Annotated in this window: 15 protein-coding genes; 6 read left to right on the top strand and 9 right to left on the bottom strand. The window is 72.5% G+C overall.

The annotated features are described in order from the left end of the window. The first annotated feature begins 160 nt into the window (after nucleotides 1–160). Nucleotides 161–2,407: an Ig-like domain-containing protein gene (locus DEJ28_RS02790; RefSeq protein WP_111116587.1), complete on the top strand. Its 2,247-nt coding sequence runs from the start codon at nucleotides 161–163 to the stop codon at nucleotides 2,405–2,407. A 117-nt stretch (nucleotides 2,408–2,524) separates the two neighbouring features. On the opposite strand, the gene DEJ28_RS02785 is transcribed toward DEJ28_RS02790, so the two are convergent. The 3 genes from DEJ28_RS02785 to DEJ28_RS02775 form a co-directional block, all read right to left on the bottom strand. Continuing rightward, a complete protein-coding gene (locus DEJ28_RS02785; protein ID WP_181433790.1) occupies nucleotides 2,525–3,391 on the bottom strand; it encodes a glycosyltransferase family 2 protein in 867 nt (288 codons plus the stop codon). Continuing rightward, nucleotides 3,388–4,956, bottom strand: coding sequence for a lipopolysaccharide biosynthesis protein (locus DEJ28_RS02780; RefSeq protein WP_181433789.1), 1,569 nt, complete (start codon nucleotides 4,954–4,956; stop codon nucleotides 3,388–3,390). Before DEJ28_RS02780 ends, DEJ28_RS02785 begins: the two co-directional genes overlap by 4 nt. A 71-nt stretch (nucleotides 4,957–5,027) precedes the next feature. Beyond that, complete coding sequence (locus DEJ28_RS02775) at nucleotides 5,028–5,543, bottom strand: DUF3060 domain-containing protein (protein WP_146248889.1); 516 nt, start codon at nucleotides 5,541–5,543, stop codon at nucleotides 5,028–5,030. 23 nt (nucleotides 5,544–5,566) lie between these two features. Between DEJ28_RS02775 and DEJ28_RS02770 the strand changes: the two genes are divergently transcribed. Then, nucleotides 5,567–6,718 (top strand): glycosyltransferase, encoded by a 1,152-nt coding sequence (locus DEJ28_RS02770; protein WP_111116583.1) that lies wholly within the window; start codon nucleotides 5,567–5,569, stop codon nucleotides 6,716–6,718. Between the two features lie 101 nt (nucleotides 6,719–6,819). On the opposite strand, the gene DEJ28_RS02765 is transcribed toward DEJ28_RS02770, so the two are convergent. Genes DEJ28_RS02765 through DEJ28_RS02755 form a run of 3 tightly spaced genes read right to left on the bottom strand, consistent with a single transcriptional unit; the run spans nucleotide 6,820 to nucleotide 9,862 of the window. Then, nucleotides 6,820–8,175, bottom strand: a complete 1,356-nt coding sequence (locus tag DEJ28_RS02765) for a hypothetical protein (protein WP_111116582.1) — start codon at nucleotides 8,173–8,175, stop codon at nucleotides 6,820–6,822. After that, complete coding sequence (locus DEJ28_RS02760; protein WP_181433788.1) at nucleotides 8,172–9,242, bottom strand: glycosyltransferase; 1,071 nt, start codon at nucleotides 9,240–9,242, stop codon at nucleotides 8,172–8,174. The genes DEJ28_RS02765 and DEJ28_RS02760 overlap by 4 nt, the downstream gene beginning before the upstream one ends. A gap of 56 nt (nucleotides 9,243–9,298) precedes the next feature. Next, nucleotides 9,299–9,862, bottom strand: coding sequence for an arsenate-mycothiol transferase ArsC (locus tag DEJ28_RS02755; RefSeq protein WP_181433787.1), 564 nt, complete (start codon nucleotides 9,860–9,862; stop codon nucleotides 9,299–9,301). Between the two features lie 88 nt (nucleotides 9,863–9,950). Here DEJ28_RS02755 and DEJ28_RS02750 point away from each other — a divergent pair, with 88 nt between their 5' ends. From DEJ28_RS02750 to DEJ28_RS02740, 3 genes are read left to right on the top strand one after another with little or no spacing between them, the layout of a single operon-like run. Next, the gene (locus tag DEJ28_RS02750; RefSeq protein ID WP_181433786.1) at nucleotides 9,951–11,381 is read left to right on the top strand and encodes a tyrosine-protein kinase domain-containing protein; all 1,431 of its coding nucleotides are present in this window, start codon (nucleotides 9,951–9,953) and stop codon (nucleotides 11,379–11,381) included. Further along, nucleotides 11,378–12,502, top strand: coding sequence for a polysaccharide pyruvyl transferase family protein (locus DEJ28_RS02745; protein ID WP_111116579.1), 1,125 nt, complete (start codon nucleotides 11,378–11,380; stop codon nucleotides 12,500–12,502). Before DEJ28_RS02750 ends, DEJ28_RS02745 begins: the two co-directional genes overlap by 4 nt. Then, a complete protein-coding gene (locus DEJ28_RS02740; protein ID WP_111116578.1) occupies nucleotides 12,502–13,377 on the top strand; it encodes a glycosyltransferase family 2 protein in 876 nt (291 codons plus the stop codon). Before DEJ28_RS02745 ends, DEJ28_RS02740 begins: the two co-directional genes overlap by 1 nt. On the opposite strand, the gene DEJ28_RS02735 is transcribed toward DEJ28_RS02740, so the two are convergent. Next, entirely contained in the window at nucleotides 13,355–14,539 is a 1,185-nt protein-coding gene (locus DEJ28_RS02735; protein ID WP_111116577.1) for an acyltransferase family protein, read from the bottom strand. The two genes, DEJ28_RS02740 and DEJ28_RS02735, sit on opposite strands and share 23 nt — an antisense overlap. Further along, nucleotides 14,539–16,128 carry a GH39 family glycosyl hydrolase gene (locus DEJ28_RS02730; protein WP_111116576.1) on the bottom strand — a complete coding sequence of 530 codons (1,590 nt, stop codon included), beginning with the start codon at nucleotides 16,126–16,128 and terminating at the stop codon, nucleotides 14,539–14,541. Before DEJ28_RS02730 ends, DEJ28_RS02735 begins: the two co-directional genes overlap by 1 nt. A gap of 110 nt (nucleotides 16,129–16,238) precedes the next feature. Between DEJ28_RS02730 and DEJ28_RS02725 the strand changes: the two genes are divergently transcribed. Next, nucleotides 16,239–17,111 (top strand): ankyrin repeat domain-containing protein, encoded by an 873-nt coding sequence (locus tag DEJ28_RS02725; protein ID WP_111116575.1) that lies wholly within the window; start codon nucleotides 16,239–16,241, stop codon nucleotides 17,109–17,111. On the opposite strand, the gene DEJ28_RS02720 is transcribed toward DEJ28_RS02725, so the two are convergent. Beyond that, nucleotides 17,096–18,301, bottom strand: coding sequence for a glycoside hydrolase family 1 protein (locus tag DEJ28_RS02720; protein WP_502866962.1), 1,206 nt, complete (start codon nucleotides 18,299–18,301; stop codon nucleotides 17,096–17,098). The two genes, DEJ28_RS02725 and DEJ28_RS02720, sit on opposite strands and share 16 nt — an antisense overlap. Nucleotides 18,302–18,321 lie beyond the last annotated feature (20 nt).

The raw sequence follows: 18,321 nt of genomic DNA, 5'->3' as shown, positions 1-18,321 counted from the left end.
TCCACACCGAGGGACGCCCGTTCGTCGTTGACGGCAAAATCTGGCAACACCTGATCTTTCGTATGTTACGTACTAGCGTCATGGCGTCCGGTATGACCGGACTTCTTTCCTTGCACCGACGCTCCGCCTCACGGTGGTGCCACACAGCAGAAAGCACTCGATGCGCAAACGGAACACCCTCAAGGTCCTCGGGGCGGCGGTTCTCGCGGCCGCCACCGTCGCGTCCGTCCTCGGCGTCGGGAGCACAGCGGCCTCCGCTGCCCCGTCAGGTACCGCCACTTCAGAAAGTGCGATCCTCTCGACAGCCTGGCCACCACAGAACACAAAGGTCGTCGCGACGCCCTCGTCGCTGACCCTCACCGCCACGCCCTACTGCTCCGGCGCATGCACCCTGTACCTCTGGGCGTTCTCCGACTCCGAGCATCAGCAGATGAAGTACGGGTCCAACCCGTGGCCGTCGTGGTGGACCCCGGGAACCATGCACAAGGTGGAGTTCGTCAGCGTCGGAACGCAGGGCAGCGCGTCCAGCGTGTACGCCACCGCCATCCGGCCGTACGCAACGTCTCCCGTCACGGCACAGGTCGATTCCGTCGATGATGCCGAGCGCACGGCGAACCTCTCCGGCACCGCGACCCCGGGCGCCGAGATCAAGGTGGGCAACGTACGGATCGCATGGGCCGACACCAACGGACGGTGGTCCGGCTCGGTGTCCGGACTGTCCGTCGGCACGCAGACCGTGACCGTGGACCAGTTCCGCACGGGATCGAAGGTCAACAGCACGACCGTCAGCATCACGGTCGAGGACCCGGGAACGCCGACCGAACCGATCACCGCACGCGTGGACTCCGTCGACGACGCCGAGCGCACCGCGAAGGTCTCCGGCACCGCGACCAAGGACGCCGAGATCCGCGTCGGTGACCGGACCATCGCCAGGGCCGACAGCGACGGCAACTGGACCGGCACCCTCACCGGGCTCCGGGTCGGCGCGCAGGACGTGGTCATCTCGCAGTACATCGGTGGGGTGCAGGTCAACGACACCACGGTCACCGTCACGGTCAAGGACACCGAGGTCGCGCCGCTCGTCGTCACGACCCCGGCGAACGGTTCCACGGTCGACACCAACCGGCCCGTGTTCTCCGGCACGGGCGACAAGGGAGCGACGATCGAGATCGGCGGCGTCTCCCGAGTCGTCGCGATCACGACGGTCGACGCCGACGGCAAGTGGTCCGTGCCGGCCGGCTTCGACCTGCCGGATGGCATCTACAACCTCACCGCGAAGCAGACGCCCCTCTCAGGAGCAGCTTCGTCGCAGCCGGTGAGCTTCACGGTCAAGAACGCCGCCGACACGGTCCCGCTGACCGCCACCGGTGCGTTCGATGCCGACGTCGCCAAGCCCGCCACGATCTCCGGCAAGGCCACCCCCGGCGCGGTCGTCATCGTCCGCGACGTGGTCGGCAACGAGATCGCGCGGACGGTCGCCACGACGAACGCGACCTACACGGTCGGGATCCCGGCGAACACGGCGCAGTTCGGCGTCAACGACTTCGCCGTGACCCAGACCGTCAAGGGCGACGTCTCCGCTCCCGTCAGGGTCTCCCTGGACTACGGGAACCCCGTCGCTCCGGTGATCACATCGCCGATCGACGGCGCGACGGTCACGGCTGGGAAGGTCACCTTCACGGGCACCGGCGACTCGGGCTCGAAGCTCGAGATCCGCGGCCTGGTCAGCGCGGTCGGCACCAGCACCGTGGTGAACGGCGCCTGGAGCGTCGAGACCCGTGAGCTGACGGCCAACGTGTACAAGCTCTTCGCCGTGCAGACGAGCAAGGGCGGATTGACCAAGCAGGTCGAGACCACCATCACGCTCGAGGACAAGAAGGTCACGGAACTCACCGCCTCGGGCACGTTCGCGCCGGCCCCGGACGCGCCGGCGACGATCTCGGGCAACGCCGAGACCGGTGCCCCCGTGGTGATCAAGGAAGGCGCGACCGTCATCGCGACCGTCATCGCCGCCGACGGCAAGTACTCCGCCACGATCCCCGCGACGGTCTCCGGTGTCCGCACCTTCTCCGTGACCCAGACGGTCGGCGGTGTGGTCTCGCCAGCGAAGACCGCCACCCTCGACTACGGCACCGTCGCCGGCGTGCAGGTGACCTCGCCCGCGAACGGTGACGTCGTCAAGGCCGGCACCGTGACCTTCACCGGCACCGGAACCCCCGGCGCGATCGTCAAGGTCAGCGGCATCAGCACCCAGCTCGGCGCCGCCACGGTCAACGCCCAGGGCAACTGGTCCGTCACCCTCATCCGTGAACTCACCCCGCAGGACTACACGCTCTTCACCAAGCAGACCACCAAGGGCAACCTGGTCGGCGACACCGTCAACCGCACCTTCACCGTCATCAACTGACACCGCCGGTTGCGCACGGCGGCAGCAGCCCCGCACGATCCGAGGATCGTGCGGGGCTGCCGCCGTGCCGACGCAACACGGCGCGACCGCCACCCCGCGACGCGCGCGCCGCCGCCCCTACAGCGCGTACGTGCGGTGCCGCACCGAGCCCAGGAACCGGCCGCAGGCGGAGCCGAGGCGTGTGGCGGCGGTGAGGCGGGCCTCCTGGCCGGTGGGTGCCAGGGCGAGTGCCTTGACGGCCGCGAGCCACTCACGAACGGTGTCGAGGACGGTCCACCGAGCACCGGACGCGCGGTGGCGGCGCAGGAGCACGGCGTCGTCCGCCGCGTAGCGGAGCGACTGCCGGAACGCACCGCGGGCGTCCGGACGCAAGCGGTAGTGCACGACCGCGTCTCGGGCGAACGCCATGTGCACGCCCTGACCCGCCAGACGCCAGGACAGGTCGACGTCCTCGCCGCAGGCCAGGGATTCGTCGAACCCGTCGACGGCGACGAGCAGGTCGCGGCGCACCCCGAGGACACAGCTCGCGCTGAACGGCAGGTGCCGGAACTTGACCGGGAGCGCTCGCGACGAGGTGGTCACGCGCGCGGCGAGGGCCGGCGGGTTGAGCCGCTCGTACTCGAGCCGCCCACCGCACGCGCCGGCCGACTCGACCGCGACGGCCATGTGCTCGGCCCAGAGCGGATCCACCAGGTCGTCCGCGTCGCAGAACAGGACGATGTCGTGCACGGCGGAGTGCCAGCCGACGTTCCGGGCATGGCTCGGGCCTGGGACGTCGCTCGCGTCGATGGTGCGGACGGTCCACGCTGACGGCCAGGCGATCGTGGCGACCGCCTGTCCGACGACGACGACGTCGCGGTTCGCGGCGACGACGACTTCGACCGGACGGAGCGTGCGGAGGGCGCCGACCGCGCGGAGCTGCTCGTGGAAGTGGTCGTCAGCGCCTCCGACGGGGATGACGATGGAGATGCCTGACGCGTTCACACCGGGGCTCCTGCGGGTCGGCGCCGGCGGACCGCCAGCGCGAGGATCTGACGGCAGTCGCGACGGAGCGGTGTGGTCGCGACGACGACGACGCATGCGGCGGCGACCGCGGAGGACCCTGCAGCGACCAGCCCGACCATCGGCGGGGCCGCGGTGGTGCTCGCGACGACGACGGCCGCGGTGGCACCAGCCGCAACGGCGACGAGCGCCGGTGCAGCGAGGGGCGCGAGGAGGTCACGGAGGCGCAGTCCCGCGTGCCGACCCGCGACGAGGAAGCCGGGGACGACGAGTGCGAGCGACACAGCAGCGACCGCCGTGGCCATTCCCGTCACCCCGAACGGCACCGCGAGCAGGCACGACGCGGCGACCAGCGGGCGACTGATGAGCGCCCACACTGTCTGCCGGGTCCCCTGCCCGGTCGCGATGAACACCCACACCGTGACGTACCCGACGGTCTGGGCGATCCCGGCGACGGCGAGGATCCGGAAGATCGGCACCGATCCGGCCCACGCCGGCCCGAACAGGACCGCGACGACGTGGTCGGCGACGACGGCGAGGACAACGAAGAGGGGCCAGAGGACGAGTGCGGCGACCCCGGCCAACCGTCGGTAGTACCGGACGAAGCGCTCGCGGTCGTCGGCGACACGGGCGAGCACGGGAACGGCGACACGCTGCAGCGGTGCGGCGAGCTGTTCGAGGGGCAGGACGAGGAGCTGGGATGCCTGCGCGTAGAGGCCGGCGGCGGCGGGCCCGAAGGTGGTACCGACGACGATGCGGTCGACGTTCCGGGACACGAAGGTCAGCACCTGCACGCCCGAGACGTTCGCGGCGAACCCGAGGTCGCGTCGGAGGCCTCGGAGGCGCGCGGGCCGTGAGGGCTTCCACGGGCTGCGGGCGAGCACGACGACGGCGACGACCACGCAGAAGACGAGGGGCTGGAGTGCCAGGGACAGCGGGCCGGCTCCGAACGCCGCGGCGACGAGGGCGCTGCCGACACCGAGCACGATGGCGATGAGTTCGGCGCCTGCGAGCACGCCGAAGCGCAGGTTCCGGACGAGGAGCGCCGCCGGGACGCACACGACGGCGGCCGGCACGAAGGAGAGCGCGAGCAGGACGACGAGGTGCGCCTGGCCCGGGAACCCCATCGCCGAGGCGATGGCCGGTGCCGCGAGGGCGGTGGCCCCGGCGACGACGACGCCGATCGCCGTGCTGAGCAGGTGGAGGGTGGTCGCCGAGGCCCCGTCGAGACGCGGCGCCCGGGCGACGAGGGCCGCGAGACCACCCGCGCGCACGAGTTCGGCGAGCCCGGCGAGGACGACGGACACCGCCGCGAAACCGTAGGCAGCGGGTCCGAGGAGCCGCGCGAGGACGATCGTGCCGGCCAGCTGCGCGGCGAAGCGGAGCGCGGTGCCGGCAGCCGTGACGACGCCGCCCCGGACGGCTCCGGCGGCGAGGTGGTCGTCACCGGACCAGTCGGTCGCGGTGGTCCGCGTGGTCCGGCCGGTTCGGGTGGTCGGGCCGATTGGGGTCCGGCCGGTTGGGGTGGTCCGGGTGGTCGACTGCACGATCTGCTCCGTCGGGTCGGGTGTCCGGACACGTGGACCGCCCCGGACGCGGATGTCCGGGGCGGGAGGGGTCAACGCTTCTCGAAGACGTTCTGCTGGCCGCCGTCCTTCGGCTTCGGGCCGTTGTCCGAGGTGACCCGGTTGCCGTTGCCGGTGACGGTGATCGTCGTGACGGCCTTCGCCGCGACGTCGTTGATGGAGCCGGTGACGACGAGGTCCTCCACCGCGCCGAGGTGCACGACGCTGTTGCTCGCGTCGATCGTCACCTTCGCGCAGTCGGGCACGGTGACTTCCTGGTTGCTCTGCGTGACCGTCGCCGCACCGTCCGTGCACTCGACGGCGGACTTCTCGATGTCGGCGGGCGGCGCGAAGTACTGCGGCTCGGTCGTCTTCGTGGCGGTGGGGCTGCTGCTCGGCTTCGCGGCGTCGCGGTCGGCGTCGCCGTCGGTGGCGGAGCACGCGGCGAGGGTCGTCACGAGCGCGAGGGCACCGAGGAGGGCCAGGGAGTGTCGGGTGAAGTGCTTGGGGCGCATCGGGTGCTCCGGTTCCGTGAAGAGGACGGACAGTATTTCCATCTCGTGTTTCATATATTACGCGATATGCTGGACACATGACAAGCCCGAGTCCTGACCTGCCCCGCGTCGCCTTCCTCACGCACAGCGCCGCACTGTCCGGCGCCGAACTCTTCGTCGCACGGGTGGCCGCGGCCGCACGCCGGACCCATCCGGTCGTCGTCCTCGGCGAGACCGGTCCGCTCGAACGACGCCTGGCGTCCGACGGCATCGAGACCGTGGTCGTCCCCCTCGCCGACGCCGCCCGCGACCGGACGGCCGGCGCCGGCCTCCGATCCGTCCCCGCGGCCGTCCGCACCACCGCGCGCACCACGCTGGCGCTCCGGCACGTGCTGCGGGATCGGCGGATCGACGTGGTGACGACGCACTCCGCGAAGGCCCACGTGTACGGCGCGGTGGCCGCGCGACTGGCCGGCATCCCGGTCGTCGCCCACGTCCACGACGTCGCGCGCGGAGCGCACCTGTCCGCTCTGAACGGCGTGGTCCTCCGCGCGGCGCTCGGCGTGCTGCCGTCGCACCGGGTCGCCAACTCCGTCATGACCCGCGACTCGCTCGGACGCGCCGGCCGTACCGCCGCCGTCGTCGGCTGCCCCGCTGCCCTGCCCGAGGTCGCCTCCGCACCCGACGGCCCGTTCGTCCTCGGCATGTTCGGCCGCCTCGCACCGTGGAAGGGACAGGACCTCGCGATCCGCGCCTTCGCCGCGGCCACCGAGGCCGGCCTGCCCGCCGACGCGCGGTTGCGCATCGTCGGCGGCGCACTCTTCGAAGCGGACCACGAGTACGCCCACGGACTCCGCCGACTGGTCGCCGAACTCGGCCTGGAGGCACGGGTCGACTTCACGGGACACGTCACGGACGTCGCGTCCGAGCTCTCGGGCTGCCACGCCGTCGTGCACGCCAGCCGCCGCCCTGAACCGTTCGGGCAGGTGATCGTCGAGGCGATGGCCGCCGGCCGCGCCGTCGTCGCGGCCGACGCCGGTGGCCCGGCGGACCTGCTCGACCACGACCGGTCGGGGTTCCTCGTCGACCCGACCGACACCGGCGCGCTGGCGGCGGCCGTCGTGCGGCTCGCCGACGAGCCGACCCGACGACGCCTCGCGGCCGCGGCGACGGTCGCTGCCGAGCCGTACCGGCCGGAGCGGATCGTCGCGCGCCTCGAGGACGAGTACCTCCGTCCGCTGCGGCCCTGATCGCCGACCCCGCAAGGACGGACGACCCGCACGACGAAGCCCGCGACCGGTGGTCGCGGGCTTCGTCGTGCGCTGCGCCCCTGCCGGGCGCGATCTGCTGATCAGGCGAGGCGTGCCGGGGAGGCGAGCCGCGCCTCCAGGCCGTCCGCGACCCCGATGTCAACGCGTGCGCCTGGCCGGACCGGAGCACCGGTGTGTGCGCGCCAGGCGTCCGAGACGCACGCGGCGAGCAGGAGCCACAGGATCGGTGTCGAGAGGTCGGGCGTGCCGACGACCTTCGCGACGAGGAGCGCGAGGAGGGCGCAGGCGAAGGCGACCTGTCCGGAGCGGCAGGCGACGACCACCGCGCCGACGAGCACCGCGAGGAGCAGGGCTGCGCCGGGCACCCCGAGACAGGAGAGCACGGACATCGCGAACGACGAGGGACGGTTGCCGCCGAGCCCCGTGCCGAGCCAGAGCGTGTCCACGGCGACGCCCCACGCGAACTCGTCCCCACCCGTCCTGGCGTTCCACGACTGGCTGCCCACCTTGTCGGTGACGAGCGCGGCGACCGGTGCCCACAGTGACGGACCGGCGACCAGGATCGCGATGGCGCTCCCCAGGCCGCCGAGGACGAGCCAGGGTGTGCCGACGCCGCCCCCGAGGACGTAGCGGACGGCGAGGACGACGAGTCCGGCGCCGACCACGACCGCCGACGCGACCAGGGCGGTGCCCGACGACGCCTGGAGGAGGTTCGAGCAGGCGAGGCCGAACAGCACGGTCCATCCGGCGCGGGCACGGCCGCGAGCACGGGCCGCCGCGAGCAGGAAGAACACGGTGGCCGCGACCGAGAACGCGGAGAGCTCACTCGGCTCGCTGAAGACCCCGCGGATCCGTTCCCCGGCCGCGAGGACGCTGTAGCTCGACGTCGGGTTGGTGTCGAACAGCCACTGGAACCCGCCGAGGCCGAGTGACACCGACAGGCTGCGGGCGCTGCTCAGCACGGTGCCGACGATCAGGGCGACCCGGACCGCGCGTCGGGTGCCGTCGGTCCGGACGAGGAAGAGGACGGTCAGCATCGCGAGGACGAGGTAGCCGACCTGTGCGAGGTTCGACACCGTGTAGCCGAGGGCGTCCGGGTTGAGCACCTGGTCGTCGAGCCCGCCGCGCGACGACATCACCGGGATGCCGGCGAACATCCACGGCCCGAGGGTCGTGATGACGAGGGACCAGAGGCCGAGGGCGACGAGGGCGTTCGCGGTCCAGTGGGTCGTCCGGAGGGGTGCCGTGCGTGCGAGGAGGACCACGGCGACCCCTGCGGCCGCGTAGAACAGCGGGATCCCGTTGCCGCCGAACTCGACCGCCACGGAGTACGGCAGACCGGCGGCCGCGCCGAGCACGACCGGCATCCACTCGCGGCGGGCGACCACCGTCACCGCGAGGGCCGCGACCAGCAGGGCGCCGAGCGCGGTGATCACGGCGCCATCGAATCGGTGACGGCGCGGACCCGGCGGGCGAACGCGGAGGCACTCCACCGGGCGGCGTCGGCCGAGATGGCCTCGTGGTCCCACCGGAGGCCGAGCCCGCGGACGATCCCGGCGCGGAGGGATTCAGTGGTGTGCTCGTCGAAGAACACCCCCGAGTAGCCGTCGGTGACGGTCTCGACCGCGCCGCCACCGCGGAACGCCACGATCGGGGCGCCGGCCGTCATCGCCTCGATCGGGACCATGCCGAAGTCGTCCTCGGAGGGGAACACCACGAGGGCGGCACCGGCGTAGAGGTCGGCGAGCGTCTCGGTGCCCACGGCGCCGAGGAAGCGGACGTTGGCGGGCGCCGTCGCCTGGAGTCGCTCGCGGTCGCGGCCGTCCCCGGCGACCACGAGGGTGACGTCCGGGAGGTCCCGCATCGCCTCGAGGAGGAGGCCGAGCTGCTTGTACGGCTCGACGATCCGGCCGGCCCAGACGATCTCCGCCCCGCGCTCGACGGCGGGGCGACCGGCGCGGGCGAACGCGTCGTCGACGGGCGGCGGGACGACGGCGAGCGGTTCGACGTCGTAGAACCGGCGGATGCGGTCCGCGACGACCTGGTTCGTGGCGATGTAGCCGTCGGCTCGTCGAGCCGCCCTGCGGTCGAGTGCACGGAGCGCAGGCGCCACCGCGGCGAGCGCGCGCCCGCCGTACAGGTCGCGCCCGCTCCAGATCTGCCGGAGTGGGCTGTGGCAGTAGACGACGTGCGCTCCGTCGGCCCGGACGTGGTGGGCGAACGCGTACGACGACGAGATGACGTTGCCCGGGATCCGGCGGCGGACGAGGTCGAGCACCGGGCGCGACAGGGACCGCATCCGGTAGTTCCGCGGGGTGTAGCCCGGGCCGCCGACGTGACGGGTGCCGATGAGGCCGAGCTGGGCCTCGACCGCGGGGTCACCGGCGATCGCGAAGACGTCGTCGGTGTCGACCGCTGCGGCGAGGTGCGTGCTGACGCGTTCGGCACCGCCGAGCTGGAAGAAGAAGTCGTGGCTGACGCTCCAGGTGGAGGAAGAGGACACGGGGCGCCTTTCGGGTCGGGCCGCGAGGGTGGGGACGGGTGGTCGCTCGTGGGTGTTCACGCGTGGGCGTGGGCGAGGAGGGCGGCGAGCACGGCGATCGGCTCGGCGACGCGGGAGCGGAAGCGCTCGTGGTCGGTGTCGTCACCGCGGATCGGGTCCGCGACGTCGTCGGAGTCCGGCGCGGACCCGGGCAGGCGTGCCGAGCGGACCGCGGCGACGACGGCGGTGAGGCCCGTGCGGGGAACCGGCACCCCGGATTCGGCGAGGTGCACCGCGGCCCGCGTGAACTCGGCGAGCGTGAAGGTCCGCTTGAGGAGCGACGGCGCCACGTCGAGGACCGCCGCGCGGTGCCGACGTTCGAGCGTCAGCACGAGGTCGACCGCGGCGAGCGCGGGGACGTCGTCGAGGCCGCGGGAGCGGAACCCGGCTGGGTCGATCCCGTCGGCGCGGAGTGCTGCGGCCGACCGCTCGTTCATCGGGTGTCCGAGCCGGGCCAGGCCACCGGCGCTCTCCAGTTCGACGCCGGAGACGCGCTGCTGGACGAGGCGTGCGCGGAGTGCGTGTTCGACGTAGGGCGACCGGCAGATGTTGCCGTCGCACACGATGAGGATCCGAGACATGGGCTGCTCCTGTTCGGTCGGGTTCGAGTGCAATACTACACCATGTGATATTCTAACGGCGAAGACCCGACAACCCGGAAGGCAGCACATGACGCTCGTACAGTTCCTCGACGTGGTGCGTCGCAGGTGGCTCACGATCACCATCGCGGTGGTCGTCGGCGTCGCCACGGCGTTCGGTGTCACGCACTTCCAGACGCCCGAGTACCGATCGACGGCCGGTGTGTTCGTCTCGGTGAGCGGCAGCGACACCATCGCCGACCTCAGCCAGAGCAACAACTTCTCGGCAGCCCGGGTGACCTCCTACGCCGCGCTCGCCACCACCCCCGAGGTTCTGCGCGCGGCGGCCACGGCGGCCGGCCTCCACGGAGAGGACGCCGAGATCGCGGACGCCGTCGACGTCTCGACCGAGCCGGACACCGTGATCATCGACATCGGTGCCACCGCGACGAACCCCGACCGGGCCGCAGCGATCGCGAACGCGGTCGCCGCCGAGCTCATCGACGCCGTCGCCCGGGTCGAGCGCGGGAACGGCACCGCCGTCATCCGCCTCTCCGTGGTCGAGGAAGCGATCCCCGCCGAGGAACCCTTCACCCCGCGGGTGCCGGTCAACATCGCGCTCGGGCTCCTCGCCGGGCTCACCCTCGGGATCGCCGGGGCCCTGCTCCGCGAGGTCCTCGACACCCGCCTCCGGTCGATCGAGGTGCTGCACCGGATGATCGACACCAGCGTGCTCGGCGAGTTCCCGATCGACGACACCGTGCGCGACCACCCGCTGCTCGACGGCACGAACCGGTACACCCCGCGCGCCGAGGCCTTCCGGCAACTCCGGACGCAGTTGACGTTCACCAACCTCGAGGGGTCGTCGCAGAGCCTCGTCGTGACGAGTGCCCGCCCCGGCGAGGGGAAGTCCACGACGGCCCTCAACCTCGCGATGACGCTCGCCCAGAACGGCGGGCGGGTCCTGCTCGTCGACGCCGACCTCCGCCGACCGAAGGTGGGCGACTACCTCGGCCTGGAGAGCCGCGTCGGGCTCACCACCGTGCTCGCCCGGCAGGTCGCGCTCGACGACGCCATCCAGACCGTCGGCGACACGAACCCCCTGTCGGTGCTGGCGTCGGGTCGCGTCCCGCCGAACCCCAGCGAGCTGCTCGGATCGCAGCACATGGCCGACCTGATGCGGGAGCTCGAGCGCCGCTACGACTACGTGATCGTCGATGCTCCGCCGGCACTCCCCGTGACCGACCCCGCGATCCTCGGGGCCATCTGCTCCGGCGTCCTGCTCGTCGTCAGCATGAACGGGCACGTCCGTCGCGCTGACGTGCAGGCCGCCCACGAGCGGATGCAGCGCATCGGAGCCGGGGTGCTCGGCGTCGTGCTGAACAAGACCCCGCTCCAGCGCAAGGAGCGTTCCTACTACCACTACGAGGCATCCGCGCCGCTGAGCGAGAGCCCGCGCCGCGTCGGCCGGGCCCGCGCCCGCCGGTCCTCGTCGACCACCCCGATGGAGGAGACCTCGTGACCCGCGACCGCGTGACCCGCGACTTCGTCTACCTCGGCTGGCAGGGCTACGACAACTTCGGTGACGACCTGCTGCACGAGACCTGGCGTGCAGCACTCGACGCGCCGCTCGACGTCGAGGCCCCGCTCCACGCCCGCGCCTACGTGAAACGCTCCCCCGCGATCGCCGCCCACCGTCTCCGGACCCTCGGCTCACGGCGGCTCGTGCTCCTCGGTGGCGGGACCACGGTCGGCTTCGGGACCTGGGCCGGTCATGCACGCCGGGCCGGTCTGGCGTACGGCGCCGAGGCGGTGGTCGGGCTCGGGCTCGGTGCCGCCGAGTCGACCGACACGCACCTGCTCTCCTCCCAGCCGCACGACTGGGAGGCCTGGCGACGCAGCACCCGGTTCCGCCTCGCCGGCGTGCGCGGACCGCTGTCGCAGCACGAGGTGTCGCAGCACCTCGGGCCGACCGAGGTCGTCGGCGACCCGGCTCTCCTCTACCCCGTCGTCCGCCCGGTCACCCCGTCCGGTGCCCCCGCGATCGGTGTGACCCTGGGGTCGGACCCGACGACGCGCTTCGACCTCGCAGCCGTCGCGGCCGTCGTGGGTCGCCGTGCCGCGCAGGACCGCCTGCCGGTCCGGGTCTTCGCGCTGTCCCGCGCTGACCGGGCCGTCGCCCGCGAGCTGGCGGCGCGGATCACCGCACCGGTCGAGATCCACGACTACACGGGCGACGTCCACGCCACGATGCGCGCGATCGCCGCGTGCACCGTGCTGGTCTCCGAGCGACTGCACGGGGCCATCGCCGCCGTCGCGCTCGGCGTCCCCACCGTGCCGCTCGCCTACGCGTCGAAGTGCGACGACTTCTGGATGAGCGTGACCGGTTCCCGGCCGACCACGACCGTCGGGGCCTCCGAGGCGACGATCTCCGCTGCGGTCGACCACGTGATCGACCACGCCGTGGACCACGCGATCGATCACTCGGGCGCCGACGACGGCCGCACCATCGCCCGGTCGGTCGCCGCGATGCAGCGATCGCTCGGCACCCTCGCCGACCGCCTCAGCGCCTGGCGCTCCGGAGCACCGCTCGACCTCGACCGACTGACCGAACCCCTCGTGACGACCCCGGAGACCACCTGATGCGCACCGACAGCACCTTCCACCTCGTGATCAGCACGATCCGCGGGCCCGAACACCTCTCCCGCTGCCTGTCGACGCTCGAGCACGAACCCGAGTCGGTGTTCGTCACCGTGGTCGAACAGCACGAGGACCAGCGCTGCCGCGCCCTCGTCCAGCCGTTCATCGACGCCGGCCGGGGCGAGTACGTCCACGAGCCCGTCGCACGTGGGGTCAGCCGCGGCCGGAACCGCGGAATGCAGCAGCTCCGCGGGCAGTACGTCGCGTTCCCGGACGACGACTGCTGGTACCCCGAGGGGACCCTCACGGCCGTGCGCGAGCAGTTCGCCCGCCCACACGACGGGCACCCGGTCGACGGGATCGCGGCCACGATCGCGACGCCCGACGGCGACCAGGGACTCCTTCGCTGGCTGCCGTCGACGACCTGGGTGCGCCCGCGCACGATCCCCCGGACCATCTCGGCGGCGAGCCTGTTCTTCCGCGCGGACGTCGTCGACGCAGTGGGCGGCTTCGACCCGGAGCTCGGCACCGGCTGCGCCACCCCGTTCGGTGCCGGCGAGGAGGCCGACTACGTCCAGCGCACCCTGGACCTCGGGTACCGGGTGCTGTACCGCGCCGACCTCGCCGTGTACCACCGCGAGTGGCGGGACGACCCCGACGTCGATGCCGTCCGCGCGAAGGTCCGGCGCTACAACCGCGGGTTCGCCCGGGTGCTCCGGAAGCACGGGCAGTTCGGCCACTTCGCGTACTGGGCGGCGCGGTCGGTCGTCGGGGTCGCGGTCACGACGCTCCGCCGTGATCGTCCGGCGCGGGCGCACCAGGTCGACCAGCTGGTCGGACGGCTGCAGGGCTGGTTCAGCGGGCCGGTACCGCGCTGACCTCGCTGCGGCCGGGCCCGTCGTGCGCAGGCCCGTCGTGCGCAGGCCCGTCGTGGCCGGGTCCGTCGTGCGCTGACCCGTCGTGCGCTGGCCCGTCGTGGCCGGGCCCGTCGTCGTCGGCCGCCCTGCCCGGCTGACCACGGCGGCGCACTGCCCGGATCACCGGCCGCTCGACGAGGTACCAGGACAGCGTCGCCGCGACGAGTGCCAACGCGATGACCGCCAGGCGCGCCGGCCCCGTGATGGACTCGCCTCCGGGCCGGAGCTGCAACAGCGCGAAGTGCCACAGGTAGAGCCCGTACGACACCGTGCCGAGCCACCGCAGCGGTGCGAGGTCGAGCACGGGGACCGCACCCCGGGCGGCGGACAGCACGACGAGGGCGGCGAGCGCGACCGCCGTGGTGCCCACCCACCGGGTGATCCCGTCGACGGGTCCGAGCGCGATCGGCAGCGTGCAGACCGTCGACAGCCCGAGGAGCAGCACCCCGGCCGTACCGAGGACGATGCCGCGGACGCCGGCGACCGCAGGGACGATCCCCACGCGGACCGCGACGGCCCCGGCGCACCCGAGCAGCAGCGCGGCGACGGACGTGTCGAACGAGTACGCCAGCCAGTCGTAGGGCGCGACGACGGTGGCGACGACGCGCCAGCACACAGCAGCGGCGACGACGGCGACCAGGAGGACGGCCGAGAAGCGGGGCCGGCGGCGGGCGAGGGCCACGAGCCCGATGAGGACGAGGGGCCACACGGCGTAGAACTGCTCCTCGACCGCGAGCGACCACGTGTGCCCGAGGACGCCGAGGTCTCCCCCGACCGCACGGACGTAGTCGGCGGTGTAGGTCACGGCGCCGAGCACCTGCCAGCCGATGACCGCACGGCTGGGGTCGTCGAGCACCACGACGAGCACGGGGACAACGACGACGAGGAGCCCGAAGGCCGGCAGGAGCCGCGCCACCCGCCGTGCCCAGAAGCGCCGCAGGTCGATCCGGCCGGCGACGTCGACCTCGTCGAGGAGTCCCCGCGTGATCACGAAGCCCGACAGGACGAAGAACGTCGTCACGCCGACGACGCCGCCGTACGGCACGACGGACTCGGCGACGTGGCCGGCGACGACGAGCAGGACCGCGAGTCCGCGGAGGCCGTCGAGCTGTGTGAGGCGCATCAGTCGGTCCAGACGACGTACCGAGGACTCCACTTGGCCGTCATGGTCAGGGACCCCTTCGTCGCGGTCACCGGCTTGCGGGCGCCGTACGCCTCGACGAGGGTCCCCGTGCCCGGCAGCGGTACGGTGACGGACTGGTCGGCGAACCGGTCGACCGTCTGCCAGACCACGCGCACGTGGCGTCGTCCGTCGGCCGACACGAACTCGACCTGTCGCGTGGTGTCGCGCGCCGTGCTGCCGACGACCCGCATGCCGGCGAGCATCCGCTGCATGGTGAGGTAGGCGGCAGCGGCCGGTCGGGGCTCGTACCCGGTCCCGACGCCGCCGGTGAGGGCGAAGGTGCGACCGCTCCGGGCGTTCGGTTGCGCGAGTTCGAACGTGTACACGCGCTCGACACCGCTCTCGGCGGCAAGGGCGTGTGTCCGGACGAGGAACGCGGCGAGGTCCGCTTCGTCGACCCGGGTGACCCCGGTCGCCGGCCAGCCGACCTCGGTGATCCAGATCGGTGCCGGCCCGCCCGAGGCCGAGGGGTGCTCCGCGGCCTGTTCCCGCAGCGCGGCGAGGGTGTCGGCGATGCAGCCGAGTCCGGCGGCGCACTCCTCCGGTGCCCAGGGTTGCGAGTACGGGTGGACGCTGATGGCGTCGACCCACCGCGCACCGCCGAGTTCGAACCAGCGGGTCATCCACTCGCGTTCGGGGAGCGAGACCGCGTTCACGCCCGGTCCGACGACACGGATGGTCGGGTCGACCGCCCGGATCGCCTTGAAGGTGACCTCGGCGAGCGGGAGGTACGCCTCTGGGGTGGCGGGGAACGAGCCGTGGAAGTTGTTCCACTCGTTCCAGACCTCGAAGGACAGGTCGGCCCTCGGGTGGCGCTCGCGGAGGTGCCACACGGTGTTCACCACGAACCGCTCCCACGCGGCACGCTGCTCCGGCACGGCCATGTCGGGCGGGGTCATCGAGCTGCCGGTGTGCGCGGTGTTGCCGTAGTCGAGCACGAAGAGCGGCGCGACGCCGGCCTCGTGCACCCACGGGTCGATCCGCGGGTCGATGGGCGTGAAGTCGAACCGGGCCGGCGTCTTCTCGACCGCCTGCCACTGGAGGTCCTGCCGGTAGCTGCCGCCGCCGATCGCCTGGAAGGTGGGGAGGACCTCGGCTGCCGAGCCGGCGCCGGCGTCGACGGCGAAGCCGAAGAACGGGTCGGCGACGGCGGGGCCGGACGAGCGGACGAACCGCGTCGACCCGGTCGCCGTGCCGCACGTGACGGACAGGCGGTAGATGCCCGGCGTGGTCGCGGTGCCACCGGGGAGCGATCGTGCAGCGTCGGCCGAGGTGGAGGACGGGTGTGATCCGGACCCGGCGGGCTTGCTCTCGGAGTCGGTGACCCGCCAGTCGGTCGCCTCGGTCAGGCACCCGGGGACGCGGAACGCGATCGGGTCACCCGGCGCGATGATCGCGGTGGCGCCGTCGATGTCCACGGTGAGGTCGGTGGCTCCGCGAGCGGAGGTGGGATCGAGCGCGAGGCCGGAGGTCACCACACCGATCGCGAGGAGGGTGGGCAGCGTGCGGCGCCGCGTCAGAGGTCGCATGGTGCCATCGTGGTGGGCTGCTCGGGGCGCCGACGAATTGTTCGTATGCACGACACGAGCGATGGAAATGCCCGTCGATCCGCGCGACGACGGGCCTGTAGGCTCGCGAGGTGCGATGGAGTCGAGTGGGCTGGCCCGGGGTCGGGTACGTCTCGTTCGAGGACGTCGAGGGCTACGCCGAACACCTCGGCCGGCTCGTCACGGACGCCCCGCCCACCGTCGCGGCACTCGCCTCGATCACCTGGAGCGAGGCACGCGTGTCCGAGTGGCGCGTCGAGGACGCCGGTCGCCACGGCAGCGCGGGGGTGGGCGCCGAACCGACCCGCACGGTGCACGCCGCGTTCGTCGTCCGGAACGACGAGGTCCTGGACACCCCGGACGGTCTCTGGCGCCGCTGGAACCACGCCCGGGTCGCGCTCCGGTTCGACCGCGCCGTGCTCGAGCCCGAGGACACCGACGCCCTGGACCTGCTCGCCGGGGACGTCCAGGTCTCCCGTGGCGAACTCGCCCACGTCGACGCGGACGTCTGGGAGCTGCGCCTGCTGTTCTCACCGACCGGCGAGCTCGCGATCCACTTCCGCGACGTGGCCGTCGAGGTCCGTCGCGTCGACGACGAGGACTGGACCGTCCTGGAGGCGCGCCCCGCGCACGGATGGCACGGCCCGATCCCCGACGGCTGGGTCGACTGGGCCACGCCCGCCGTGCGGGCTGCGGCCCACGGCGACGTCGGCGGCCTCTCGCTGGCGCTCGACGGCTTCGACGCCGACCCGGCCGACATCGACGCGATCGACCCGCGCTGGGGCTTCGCGCCGCTGCACGCGGCCGCGTGGTTCGACCGCCGTGCGGTCATCGAGGCGCTCCTCGAACGCGGAGCGGCCCTCGACGTCCAGGACGCCGAGGGCCGGACACCGATCGAACTCGCGCGCGAGCGGGGATCGACGCGCGCCGAGGAACTCCTGCTCGCGGCCTACGACGCGGGCTGAGCGGCGGTCTCGAGGGCGTTCGCCTGCGCGACCTCCCCGTACCAGTGCGCGCTCGGCTTCGGCGTGCGCTCGAACGTCACCGGGTCCCACGACACGAGCCCGAAGGTCGGACGGAAGCCCGAGGCCCACTCGTAGTTGTCGAGCAGCGACCAGTGCTGGTACCCGAGGACCTCGATGCCGTCCTCGATGCAGCGGTGGATCCCCTCGAGGGCGCCCTGCGTGTACGCCTGGCGACGGGTGTCGTCCGCGGTCGCGATGCCGTTCTCGGTGATCATCAGCGGCACGTGTCCGGAGAGCTCCCACGCGCTGCGGAGTCCGTCCGCCGATGCTTCGGGGTAGAACTCCCAGCCGGTCAGGGTCGTCTCGACGTCGTCGGCGACGGGCAGGGGGCCGTCCGGCCCGATGAAGGTCCGGGTGTACGCCTGCACGCCGAGGAAGTCGTCGCCGGCCGCGGCCTGGAGGTACCAGTCGTCGCGCGGGTACCCGTACTCACGGAGCATCGCGTCGGCACCGGGCTGACCGGAGGACTTGAAGGCCTGGGTCGCGATGGTCCAGCCGGACTGGATGCCGTTCACCTGGGAGAGCACCTCGCGGGACCGCTGGTGCGAGGCCAGCAGGGCATCGGCGACGCCGAGGTCCGGGTTCGGCAGGCCGTACGCGACCAGGTTCGCCGCGTCCTCGCCGCCGGCGAGCATCGCGGCGATGTTCGGCTCGTTGATCGTGCAGACGTAGCGGACACCGTCCTGCACCACGGGGAGCGCGGCCTCGGTGTAGCGGGCGAAGAGGTCGGCGGCGTCGGGCGCACGCCAGAAGCCGTCCCGCTCGAACCAGCGCGGCACGGTGAAGTGCATGAGGGTCACGATCGGCTCGATGCCGAACTCGTGGCAGGCCTCGACCATGCGCCGGTAGTGGTCGACCTCGGCGCGGCTCACGAACCCGCGCTCGGGCTCGATGCGGGCCCACTCGATGCTGAACCGGTACGAGTTCAGGCCGAGCTCGGCCGCGGTGCGGATGTCCTCGCGGTAGCGGTGGTAGCTGTCCGCGGCGTCACCGGAGGGCTCGACGATGGTGGTGTCGGGCTCGTGCTCGTGCACCCACCAGTTCGAGTTGACGTTGTTGCCCTCGATCTGGTGCGCGGCCGTGGCCGCACCCCAGAGGAAGCCGTCGGGGAAGTTCAGCGTGGAGATGATGGTTCCTTTCAGAGCTGGCG

The sequence above is a fragment of the Curtobacterium sp. MCPF17_002 genome (assembly GCF_003234115.2).
Lineage (GTDB): Bacteria > Actinomycetota > Actinomycetes > Actinomycetales > Microbacteriaceae > Curtobacterium.
The sequence above is the reverse complement of the archived record's forward strand: the minus strand, read 5'-3'. Positions and strand labels throughout refer to the sequence as shown.